The sequence below is a fragment of the [Mycobacterium] manitobense genome (assembly GCF_025821665.1).
In the GTDB taxonomy this organism is placed as follows: Bacteria; Actinomycetota; Actinomycetes; order Mycobacteriales; family Mycobacteriaceae; genus Mycobacterium; species Mycobacterium arseniciresistens.
The window spans coordinates 89,154-99,233 of the sequence record NZ_JACKSJ010000250.1 but is presented as its reverse complement, the minus strand read 5'-3'; the positions used below and the strand labels follow the sequence as shown (position 1 = coordinate 99,233).

General features: G+C 64.6%; 10 protein-coding genes and 1 tRNA gene. 9 read left to right on the top strand and 2 right to left on the bottom strand.

Going from position 1 to position 10,080, the window contains the following annotated elements; translation table 11 throughout:
• From H7I41_RS27980 to H7I41_RS27960, 5 genes are all read left to right on the top strand, one after another.
• Positions 1–235: hypothetical protein (locus H7I41_RS27980; RefSeq protein WP_264015906.1), on the top strand; the 235-nt coding region annotated here is incomplete at its 5' end.
• Between the two features lie 207 nt (positions 236–442).
• Positions 443–955 carry a hypothetical protein gene (locus H7I41_RS27975; protein WP_264015905.1) on the top strand — a complete coding sequence of 171 codons (513 nt, stop codon included), beginning with the start codon at positions 443–445 and terminating at the stop codon, positions 953–955.
• 1 nt (position 956) lies between these two features.
• The gene (locus tag H7I41_RS27970; RefSeq protein ID WP_264015904.1) at positions 957–2,153 is read left to right on the top strand and encodes a type VII secretion target; all 1,197 of its coding nucleotides are present in this window, start codon (positions 957–959) and stop codon (positions 2,151–2,153) included.
• A 23-nt stretch (positions 2,154–2,176) separates the two neighbouring features.
• Positions 2,177–2,698: a hypothetical protein gene (locus H7I41_RS27965; protein WP_264015903.1), complete on the top strand. Its 522-nt coding sequence runs from the start codon at positions 2,177–2,179 to the stop codon at positions 2,696–2,698.
• Positions 2,699–2,964: 266 nt separating this feature from the next.
• Positions 2,965–3,041 (top strand) — tRNA-Met (locus H7I41_RS27960).
• Between the two features lie 504 nt (positions 3,042–3,545).
• On the opposite strand, the gene H7I41_RS27955 is transcribed toward H7I41_RS27960, so the two are convergent.
• Entirely contained in the window at positions 3,546–4,208 is a 663-nt protein-coding gene (locus tag H7I41_RS27955) for a TetR/AcrR family transcriptional regulator (protein ID WP_264015902.1), read from the bottom strand.
• A gap of 76 nt (positions 4,209–4,284) precedes the next feature.
• Between H7I41_RS27955 and H7I41_RS27950 the strand changes: the two genes are divergently transcribed.
• Positions 4,285–5,754, top strand: a complete 1,470-nt coding sequence (locus H7I41_RS27950) for a flavin-containing monooxygenase (protein ID WP_264015900.1) — start codon at positions 4,285–4,287, stop codon at positions 5,752–5,754.
• Between the two features lie 148 nt (positions 5,755–5,902).
• Here H7I41_RS27950 and H7I41_RS27945 read toward each other — a convergent pair whose 3' ends face one another.
• The gene (locus H7I41_RS27945) at positions 5,903–6,481 is read right to left on the bottom strand and encodes a TetR/AcrR family transcriptional regulator (protein WP_264015899.1); all 579 of its coding nucleotides are present in this window, start codon (positions 6,479–6,481) and stop codon (positions 5,903–5,905) included.
• A 94-nt stretch (positions 6,482–6,575) separates the two neighbouring features.
• On the opposite strand from H7I41_RS27945, the gene H7I41_RS27940 reads away from it, so the two are divergent.
• The 3 genes from H7I41_RS27940 (at position 6,576) to H7I41_RS27930 (ending at position 9,974) form a co-directional block, all read left to right on the top strand.
• Positions 6,576–7,508, top strand: coding sequence for an alpha/beta hydrolase (locus H7I41_RS27940; RefSeq protein ID WP_264015898.1), 933 nt, complete (start codon positions 6,576–6,578; stop codon positions 7,506–7,508).
• Positions 7,509–7,722: 214 nt separating this feature from the next.
• Positions 7,723–8,514: an SDR family NAD(P)-dependent oxidoreductase gene (locus tag H7I41_RS27935; RefSeq protein ID WP_264015897.1), complete on the top strand. Its 792-nt coding sequence runs from the start codon at positions 7,723–7,725 to the stop codon at positions 8,512–8,514.
• 698 nt (positions 8,515–9,212) lie between these two features.
• Positions 9,213–9,974 (top strand): IclR family transcriptional regulator, encoded by a 762-nt coding sequence (locus tag H7I41_RS27930; protein WP_264015896.1) that lies wholly within the window; start codon positions 9,213–9,215, stop codon positions 9,972–9,974.
• Positions 9,975–10,080 lie beyond the last annotated feature (106 nt).

The following is a 10,080-nucleotide window of genomic DNA, read 5'->3' as shown; positions in this document are numbered from 1 at the left end:
GCCGCCGGCCAACCAGGCCGGCCGCGCCCCGGAGGCACCGGCGCCCGCCGGCGCGGTACCGCCGACTCCCGCTGGACCGCAGCAGTTGTCGGCGGCCAAGGCGCAGGCCCTGCAGGAGGTCGAGACCGCGCTGACGGCGGCCCGCGAGGCGCAGCGCAGCGGTGACTTCGCCCAGTACGGCGAGGCATTGCAGCGCCTCAACGACGCGATGACCGAGTACAACAGCGCGCGCTGACCGGCGCGGACGGCCCTTTTAAGCTCGACCGGTGCACTATCGCCTGCTCGGACCCCTGCAGGTGGTCCGAGCAGGCGCGACGGCTCGGGATGCGAGCGGTCGCCGAGGCCGCCGACCGACTGGCCTGATCGCGATATTGGTGCGCCCGACCCTCGAGTCCGGCACGCACAATGGAGGCACTGGCCACGCAGACAGGGGATCGGCACGGTGTCTCCGGGAATCGCAGCGGTCCTCGGCTCGAAGCCCGAGGCGTTGATCACCGCTGCCGGTCAGGTGGTCGAGTCGGTGTCGAACGTCGATGTCCAGATCGCCAGCGGACGCACCCAGTTCGCTGATCTGGACACCAAGTGGAACGGCACCGCCGCCGAGTCGGCTCAGGTCAGCGGTGCGGAGATGATCGGCGACCAGGTGATCTACCGCGACAAGCTGTCGGCTCTGGAGAAGCAGCTCAACCACTACGGGGGGAGCCTGCGCGACATCCGCAAGGAGCTGTCCGACCTCGTCACCAGCGGCGAGGCGGGGTATTTCGACATCTCCGACGACGGGACCGTGACGCCCGGCTGGCGACTGTTGGCGTGGGGCGCGCTGTCGCCGCGAAACGCCATGGAGGTCAACATCAGGCGGCTGCAGTTGCAGACGAAGATCCAGACGGCGCTCGACAAGTTCGACGCCGCGGACAAGGCCGCCGCAGGCGCGATCCGCACGGCGAACCGGGGCTGACGTGGCGCCGGAGGCCCTGGAAGTCAGCATCGACGGGATGCGCGACAGCGCGAGCGGGCTTGCCACGATCGCGAAGTGGCTCTGGTTCGACCATGCCGGCGGAGAAGTCTCGGAAGCGGCAGGAGGGATGTCGGGCTTCGCGACCGCGTCTGCGCTCACCGAGGTCGGCGAATCGCTGACCGGTCAGGCGAAATCGCTTGGCAACGACGTATCCGACTTCTCCGACAAGCTCTATCTGGCGGCGAGCAAGTACCAGGACGGCGACATCGAAGCGGCCGAGAACATCGACTTCGCCGGGCCGGAGGAACCCCCGGCCGAGGACCCCAACGCGACACCCGAACAGAAGCTTCCGGCCTACGAGCAGGCGCTGCGTGACGCCGGTCTGCTCACCGGTCCGGTGGAGAAGGGGTCCAAGTACGAACAGTGGCTGCGCAACGCCGCCGAGAACGGGGTGCCACCCGAGACCATTGTCGACATCGCCCGCACCCACGACATCGACCCGCAGGACTTCGACGTCTTCGACGGCATGCAGGAGGTCAAGGATGCCGACGGCAAGTCGTTCTTCATCATCCCGCCCGGCACCAGCCCGGCGGACATCAAGAAGGCGACCATGATGACCTACGTGCTCAATGCCGGTACCGACTACGGCAAGGCCGCGGCCGGTGACGACGGGATCGCGGGCACCTCGGACGACGTTCAGAACGATTTCGAGGAAGTGCCGTACTCGGCCGACGAGATCCAGCGGATCATCGACCGGCAGAACGAGAACGACAGGAGTTACCTCGTCGCCGCCGGACTGCCCTACACCGGTGCGGCGGTCGCGACGACACCGAACGGGATGCTGATGTCGATGGGCGGCAAGCCGACCGACTACGCAGCCTTCCAAGCAGGGACCACCTACGGTGACATCTTCGCGGTCAACATCAACGACCTGAAGAACCCGCAGGAAACGATGCGCGACATGATCGAGTCAGGACATGAGTGGGGTGCCGGTGCCACACCGGGCTCGGCCAGAGAGGGGACCCTCGATCTTGACCGGATCCTGCATCACGAGGAGCGGCACTCCCAGCAGTGGGCGGACAAGGGAACGCTCCTGATGGGCATCGACTACGGCACCGGTTACTACATGGATCAGCACGGCATGACGAATCCCCTCGAGGAGGACGCCGGCCTGCACGACGGGGGATACACGCGGTGATTCGTCGTCGATTCGCCGTCGCGGTGGCCGTGGCGGCGCTCGTTGCCTCGAGCGCGTGCGACAGCGAGAAGGGCTACCGCCCGCCGCCGGGCGCACCTTCGCTGCTGCCCTCGTGGGGCGCGAGGGAGACCGACGGGAAGCTGCAAATTTGGACTGGCACGCCATGCGTGGGTATCACCAAGCTCACCCTTGGGCACGACATGGGCGGGCCTGACCTGGTCTTGACGGCCGCCGCTTCCGAGGGGGCGAACGTCGAACACCTGACGCTGGGCGGGCCGTACCCGGGTTTCCGCGTGACCGAGTCATGGCCGGCCGGAATGGACTGGCGCGCCGCCGACCAATTGGTACTGCAGGTCGACGGCAAAGACGTGACTTTCGGTGCCACGACCGAGGTATCCGACATCGTGAACGGTTCGCCGGATCATCCCGCCGACACCTTCTGGTTCGACGGGGTCGGCTGGCTGAACCCGGCCGACGTCGCCGCCAAGGATGGCAAGGACTTCGCCGCCGTCTGCACCCCCAACCCTCCGGCCACGGCCGATTGAATCCTTGGCGGGCACTTGGTGTGCGCGCCAAGCCGACGCCAAGCGCGGTCCTCGATGCTGGTCGCACACCAGACTGAAGGGATTTCGATGACCGTGACCAGCACCACACCTCACCTGGTTTGCGCGAGCGTGCGTGTCTGCCGGTGGACACGCCGCTGATGACCAGCGGATTGTGCACGATCGATGCGTTCCGAGGGTGCTGATCCTGTCGGCGACCACGCGATTTGGAGCTGTGCCCTCGGCATAGGTAACCTTGCGTTCACCAACGCGGGGTGGAGCAGCTCGGTAGCTCGCTGGGCTCATAACCCAGAGGTCGCAGGTTCGAATCCTGTCCCCGCTACCAGTTGAAACGGCCCCCGGAGATCACTCCGGGGGCCGTTTTCATGCGGTCTGGGAAACCAGTTTGGGAACTGGCGGAGTTTCTCGGAAATGGACGCTACGACGCCGACAGGGTTTCATCGAGCGGGCGATGGGCGAAGACGTCGTCGTCTGTCGACTCTGCGACCGACCGAGTAGGTCCCTGTCGTTGTTCGGCCTACCGACGGTCCTTGCCCCGGACCGGCGGACAGGAGAGTGTGGACACGGCGGTGATGCGCCTGAGCGGCTGACGACGTCTTCAGGCCGCAGTGGTGGCGCATCGCGGCGCAACCGTCGCCGGATCGTGATTCTCGAGCCGTTTTCCCGATTTGAGGATTCACCGAAGGTTTTCGTCCTGCCGGCAATGTGGCGACCGGTGCCGAGTGGAGGTCGTCAGGCGGTCGAGATGCGGACGGCTTGAGGACGTTGCCACCGGATCGGTGCCGGCTGTCGGCCGCCAACGCGCTTCGGTCGCGAACGTCCGGCGTGACTACGGTTGGCCATACCTTCCGGCTGACCCCGAGTCCGTTCGCGCTCCGTAGATCGCACACGTCCACATATGGACCAGCGTTTGGAGGACCTGGTCAGTTGCAACGGCGGGCGACCCGCCGGTGAACGCCGCCAGTAGCGTGCGTTCGTTCATCAAGTTGAGTGCGGTGGCGATGTCGTGTGCAGGGAGAGTGACCGGTGCGGCGCCGCATTTGCGTTCGGCCTCGATGGCGGTTGCCGTGACGTCGATCCACTTGCTCATGAACGTCGAGAACATCTGACGAACCTCGGGGTTGTCGGAGCTGAATGCGGCCATCGTGACGCCCCGGTGCGCGCCGAAGGTGTCGATGAAGACCTTGATGCCGGGCCGCCAGACTTCGCGACCGTCGGCGGTATCGGCCAGTACCTCAAGCGCCGTGTCGACCTCGCGAATCACCTGCGCCCACAGCGTTCGCAGCACCGCATCCTTAGACGGGAAGTAGAAGTAGAAGGTCGGGCGCGAGATCCCGGCCCCGCGGGCCAATTCGTCGACGGAGATTGCGGCGAAGCCTCGTTCGTCGAGCAGGCGCTCGGCGGTGGTGAGGATGGCCTGTTCGCGCTCGTCGCCGGACCGGCGAATCGGTCGGCGACCGCGGGACACGCGGGCCGTAGCGGCGGTGGTCACGCAGCCGACTTTACATGGTGTCGAGTTTCTCAACACGGTGTTGACCTTTTCGACGCACTGTTGATAGCTTTACATCATGACCGATTTTGTCGACGTAGTGATCGTGGGTGCCGGGATCTCCGGCATCAGTGCCGCATGGCACCTACAGCAGCAAGCCCCCGGCAAGAGCTACGCCATCCTCGAGCGCCGCGAGAAGCTAGGAGGCACCTGGGACCTGTTCAAATACCCCGGTATCCGGTCGGATTCGGACATGTACACCCTGGGCTTCCACTTCAAGCCGTGGGCGACCGACCAGATGATCGCCAGTGGTCCTTCGATTTGGAACTACCTCGACGAGGCAGCATCCGAGAACGGCATCGATAAGCACATCCGCTACGGCCAGAAGGTGGTGTCGGCGAACTGGTCCGACGAGGACGGCGTCTGGGAGATCACCGTCGACCGCGGCGGCGAGCAGGCAATCGTTCACGCCGGCTTCCTCTGGGCGTGCAGTGGCTACTACGACTACGACGAGGGTTTCTCGCCGGAGTTCGCCGGCGCCGACGATTTCGCCGGGACGATCGTGCATCCGCAGCACTGGCCGGAGGATCTCGACTACCAGGGCAAGAAGGTCGTTGTGATCGGCAGCGGTGCCACCGCAATCACTTTGGTCCCCGCGCTGACGGACGATGGCGCTGGCCACGTCACCATGCTGCAACGCACCCCGACCTATATCGGCTCGCTGTCCGACAAGGATCCCTTCGCGGCGCGGGCATTCAGGCTGCTGCCGCAGAAGGCCGCCTACACGGCGGTGCGGTGGAAGGCCATCCTGACCGCCACCGCGCAATATCAGATCGCTCGCATGCTGCCCGGTGTCTTTCGCAGAACGTTGCGCTCGATGGCCGAGCGCCGCCTGCCCGAGGGCTTCGACTACGACAAGCACTTCGCGCCTGATTACAAGCCCTGGGACCAGCGGGTGTGCCTGGCACCCAACGGCGATATCTTCACGGTGATCCGTACGGGCAGAGCTGACGTCGTCACCGACACGATCGACCGGTTCACCCCCGAGGGGATCTTGCTGACGTCCGGCGAGACGCTCGAGGCCGACATCATCGTCACCGCCACGGGGCTGAACGTGCGATTCTTCGGCGGCGCCCAGCTGCAACGCAACGGTGCGCCTATCGATGTCGCTGACACCGTGGCTTTCAAGGGCATGATGCTTTCCGGTGTCCCGAACATGGCCTTCACGTTCGGCTACACCAATGCGTCCTGGACGCTCAAGGCCGACCTCACCTCCGAGTACGTCAGCCGCCTGCTGAACTACATGGAGGACAACGGCTTGACCACCGTCGAGCCGCGCCAGCCCGGCAGCGACGTCGAGCGCCGGCCCTTCTTGGACCTCACCTCGGGCTACATCAAACGGGCGACCGACCGGATCCCGAAGTCCGGTTCCAAGGCACCGTGGCGGCTCAAGCAGAATTACTTCGTCGACCTGCGGGTCATCCGCGACGGCAAGATCGACGACGACGCACTGCAATTCTCCCGGCAGCGCGCACCTGTGACGGTTTAGTTTTCCCGCCAACCAGAAGCGAACCCGTAACAAACCCATGTGGGGCGGTGTGGGTTCTGCGACAGGGCACGACAAAGGGCAGAAATTGGATATGGGAATTGTCGAGAAGTCGCTCGTTCGATCTGTCGTGAGACTCAGGCGGCGTGTGCTACGACAACGATTCGGGATCGATCTGTTGCGGCGGTGCTGTGAACCAGCGCGCGGCAAGGGTGTCGCAGATCGCACGCTCCTGTTCCTCCCCGAGGGGATGCATCAGCAAGCCTTCGATGGTGAACACGCCGATCATGACTTCGGCGTCGAGGACCGCTTCGGGGGCACCAGCGCTCTGCAGTTCCCATCGATAGATGCTCCCGGTGAGCAGGTGAAAGTTGTTGTGCCACTGGGCAACTGTCGATGAACGTTCGGCTCGGGCGTGCACGGCGCTCACTAGCCGGCTCATCTGCTGCAGCTGGCGCACCACCCAGAAAAGTCGCGCGGAAATCGACTCGTTGGCCACCGCTTCGTACTGTGACCACACGTCGGTCATCACATCGTCGAGCACCGCGATGAGCACGTCGTCTTTATCGCCGAAATACCAGTACACGGTGTTAGCAGCGACGCCGGCCGCTGCGGCGAGACGGCTCATCGACGTGGCGTCATACCCCGCGTCGACGAACAGCTTTCGCGCCGCTGCGACGATTTCGGCACGTTTCTCTTCGGATGCCCGTGGTCGTCGATTTCGCGGCATGCGGTCAGCTTAGATCAGTGTGTTGATTGCTGTTCAAGATACTGCTAACCTTCTTGAACGACAATCAAGAAGATTGCGCACCACAGGGAGAGACATGACTGAGCACACCTACGTCCGGACCGACGTCACGTTCTCCTCTGGGGGCACGTCGTGCGCGGCGTGGCTGTACCGGCCCGACGGCGTCGAGAATCCGCCCATTGTGGTGTTGGCACACGGATTTGCCGCGTTCCGCGAACTGCGCCTGGACGCCTACGCCGTGCGTTTTGCTCAGGCGGGCTACGCCGCTCTGGTGTTCGATTACCGGCACTGGGGTGCCAGCGAGGGACAGCCCCGCCGCGTTCTGGACATCGCCAAACAGCAGGCGGACTGGCGGGCCGCCGTCGCTTACGCCCGTAGTTTGGACGACGTGGACACCACTCGGGTGGTGGGGTGGGGTTCTTCTTTCGGCGGTGGCCACGTTCTCACATTGGCCGCCCGCGACCGGAGTTTCGCGGCCGCCATCGTCCAGGTGCCCCATGTCTCCGGACCGGCTTCAGCGTTCTCTCAATCCCCGAAGTTGGTCGCGCGTCTCATCGCCGCAGGCCTGCGCGATCAGGTGGGCGCGTGGCTCGGGCGCGAACCGTATCGAGTCACGTCCATCGGCAGGCCCGGCGAGTTCGCGATGATGACTTCACCCGGCGCTTATGAACTCGTCGAGGAGATGGCTGGGGGCGAGGCGGCTGAGCACCTGCGCGCGCAACTCGAGGCCGAAAACGACGTCGCCGCCCGAATCGCCCTGCGCGTGCCGATGTATTCACCCGGTCGACGCGCCGCCAAGATCACCGTGCCCACGTTGGTTCAACTCGCCACGAAGGACGACGTCACGCCGTACGCGAAGGCGCGGAAGATCGTGGCACGGATCCCGAAGGGGGAGGTGCGGTCCTACGACATCACGCATTTCGAGCCGTATCTGGAGCCGCATTTCGAGCAGGTCGTGACCGATCAGATCGCGTTCCTGAACCGTCACATCGGAGGTGAACCCCGTTGATCACACCGCCGTCGACGGCCCCGACCCGCCTGGCTGCCGTTCATCGCCTGGTGGTCGGGGCGGGTTTCGCAGAATTGGCCGACATGGTCACGAGACCTTCGACGTAGCCAACGACGACGCTCGCCGAGCCCGGTAGGCCGCTGCGTGAAACTCGCACTGCGCGTCTCCATCCACGAAAGCGAACGACCCTAGTATGACGAGAGAGGAACTTCCGATGTCGACAAGTCGACGAGCCGCCCTGATCACCGGTGCCTCCGCTGGTATCGGAGCCGTCTTCGCCCGCCACCTCGCCGCCGAGGGACACGACGTGTTGCTCGTCGCCCGCCGCGCCGAGCGTCTCGAAGAACTGGCTGCGGACCTCCGCCAGGCGCACGGCGTGCGGTGCGAGGTCTTCGCCGCCGACCTCACCGACCCCGCCGCGCCGGCTGCCATCATCGATCACGCCGGCCAGGTCGGATTGCGCATTGACGTACTCATCAACAACGCCGGCTTGTCGTCGAGCACGACGTTCTCCAAGACCCCGTGGGAGTCGGTGGCCGGCGAGATACAACTCATGGTGACCGCCCCGACCGAACTGATCCACCGCGTCATTCCCGGCATGAAGGAACGCCGGTGGGGACGCATCGTCAATATGTCCTCACTGGCCGCGTTGAGTCCGCCGGGCGGAGGCTTGCTCTACACCGGCATCAAGTCCTACGTGCTCGACGTCTCCCAGTCGCTGGACATGGAACTCAAACCCCACGGTATCCACGTCACCGCGCTGTGCCCCGGCTTCACCCATAGCGAGTTCCACGACGTCATGGGAACCCGCGATGCCGCCGACCGACTCCCGAATTTCCTGTGGCAACAGCCCGAACCAGTGGTTCGGGAGGGATGGGCCGCCGTCACCAAAGGCAACCCCGTCTGCGTGCCGGGCACTGTCAACAAGCTGACCGCTGCAGCGATGCGCCCTATCCCGCAGCGGCTTCAATACGTCCTGGGTCGCACCTTCAACCCGTTCAAGTAGGCAGTGATCAGGTTTGGCCACTCGGGCTGGTCGACGACGTATCGAGTTGACAGCTAGGGCTTCAGCTGTTGGTCGCGTGGGTGTAGAGCTGGCGAGGATGTCCTCCGAGCGTCCGGTTTCTGAGTAGAACAGCGGCCGTCCGATAATGGCGATCCGCGCCGGCAAGAGGTCGTCGCCGGCCGCGCAGTACTCGACGGCCACGTCGTCGGAGGCGTCCGGCACCAGTTCCGCAACGAGGGCGACACCCTGCACGCATACCTGACCGTCGAATTCCCCTCCGACCCGAGCGGTTGGGACCTAGTGGAATGTCCACGACAGCGAACGTGCCATGAACTGGGCTCATGAGACGTGACGAGCCCTGGCGCCCGGCTCATATCCCTTAGCAGGTTCGAATCCTGTCCCCGCTACCAGTTGAAGCGGCCCCCGGAGATCAATTGCGATGTGGGGTCTTGAGCACCCGTCACCGTCAACGATCTCTGGAAGAAGCTGAAAGCGGGAGGGATTCGCGAATCCATGGTCACTCATCCTGCGTCGCGATTGCCGCGGTGGGACTGAACAGCACCAGAATCCGCACACATCACGCTTTCCGCACGTGAAGCGTTGGCCGTGCGCTGTTCGTTGGCGGCGACTAGGCCCGCTCGCTCACCTTCGCATCTCGTAGGATGATAAATGCAATCACAAACGGTTTGAGGAGCGAGATGGCTGCGCCGAATGGCAACATGCGGTCCTTGGATCGCGCTTTCGACGTGCTGACTGTGCTGCAGGTTGCGAAGCAACCGTTGCGTCTCAGCGAAGTCGCGCGTCTCAGCGGTCTTCACGTTGCGACCGGTCAGCGCATCCTCAACGTCTTGCTTTCCCGCGGCTACGTCGCCCGGACCGGCGACACATACACTGCCGGCCCTGCGGCGCTGGCCGTGGCACACGCATTCATGGTGACTAACCCGTTGAGCCTCCTGGCGCAGACTACGCTGCAGCAGTTGGCCGCAATCACCGGTTTTACGGCATCGCTCTATGTGCGAGTGGAGAATTCGCGCGTTCTGGTGGCCCGGGTGGAGAGCGCGAATCCACTGAGCTACGTGCTGCCTGTTGGTGAACGGCTTCCTCTGCACCTCGGGGGGGCCGGCAAGATATTTCTCGCCGAACTCGATGTCGAAGAGGTCGATCAGATCGTCCCTCGCGAGCCCATTCCTCTGGCTTCGGGCGCAGCTACGACCAAGTCGGACCTTCTCGCCGAACTGGACAGGATCCGTGACGATGGACACGCCTACTCGGTCAGCGAGCGTAGTTACGGGATCGCGTCGGTCGCGGCCCCGGTCCGATCGCCAAGCGGGACGTTGGTGGCCGTGTTGGGAATCACTGGTCCCGCGGACGAGATGACCGAGCCGCACGTCGCGCGCGTGATCAACGAGGTTCGCCGCGCGGCAACGGCGCTGGGCGCCCGCTTGCCTGTGACCGGATAGATCCGCCTCCTCGCACATCACGGCTCGCCTGCCAAGCCACCGTCGCGGCTTTCAATCGACGTGTGCGCGTTCAACACCGCGCACCGACGTGCGCTGAGCAGAGCCC

Bases quoted from the DNA above. Each gene is read 5' to 3' on its own strand.
- H7I41_RS27950 (WP_264015900.1), top strand. From the start codon at position 4,285: ATGACCGATTTTGTCGACGTAGTGATCGTGGGTGCCGGGATCTCCGGC.
- H7I41_RS27945 (WP_264015899.1), bottom strand. From the start codon at position 6,481: ATGCCGCGAAATCGACGACCACGGGCATCCGAAGAGAAACGTGCCGAA.
- H7I41_RS27940 (WP_264015898.1), top strand. From the start codon at position 6,576: ATGACTGAGCACACCTACGTCCGGACCGACGTCACGTTCTCCTCTGGG.
- H7I41_RS27935 (WP_264015897.1), top strand. From the start codon at position 7,723: ATGTCGACAAGTCGACGAGCCGCCCTGATCACCGGTGCCTCCGCTGGT.
- H7I41_RS27930 (WP_264015896.1), top strand. From the start codon at position 9,213: ATGGCTGCGCCGAATGGCAACATGCGGTCCTTGGATCGCGCTTTCGAC.